The sequence below is a fragment of the Alcanivorax sp. 1008 genome (assembly GCF_020667895.1).
In the GTDB taxonomy this organism is placed as follows: domain Bacteria; phylum Pseudomonadota; class Gammaproteobacteria; order Pseudomonadales; family Alcanivoracaceae; genus PGZG01.
In genome coordinates, this window is sequence record NZ_JAFMPS010000088.1 from 1 (window position 1) to 518 (window position 518).

Below are 518 nucleotides of genomic sequence, written 5' to 3' on the forward strand. Positions count from 1 at the left end.
CGGATGGCGTTGGCAAGTTCACGGGATCGGGTAACAGCGGTCATCAAACACTCCTGCTGGCTGGGGCGGTCCCGAAGGGGGCCTGAAATGGGGCGCTATTGTCGTTGATGGCGGGGTGTTGGGCAAACCCTGACGGATGGGGTTGGGTTAGCTCGCCGTTGGCCGGTGTCCGGCAGACGTAATAGCATAGGCAGTCAATATCGAAAATAATTGATATTGTCGTTCCGCCGGCGTAAAGTTCGCCCCTATGTCAGCTACCCAAGCTCTTTCCATCCCCCCTGCCCCGTCCCTTGAGCCGCTGGAACAGCTGCTCTGGGCCGCCGGCGACAGCCTCCGGTTATCGGTACTGCAGGTGTTGGGGCAGAGCAGTTTCGGGGTGCTGGAGCTGTGCGAGATCTGCGATATGCGCCAGCCGGCCATGAGTCATCACCTCAAGGTGCTGGCCGAGGCCGGGCTGGTGGAGCGGCGCCGCGAGGGCAATGCCATCTGGTATAGCCGCAGTCTGGCCAGTGATGTGC

The 518-nt window shown here is 61.6% G+C and carries 1 protein-coding gene; it reads left to right on the forward strand.

Features of this window, described 5'->3' with window-relative positions:
- Positions 1-247: 247 nt before the first annotated feature.
- Positions 248-518, forward strand: a 271-nt coding sequence (locus J1C54_RS16390) for a metalloregulator ArsR/SmtB family transcription factor (RefSeq protein WP_229150042.1), incomplete at its 3' end; no start/stop codon positions are given.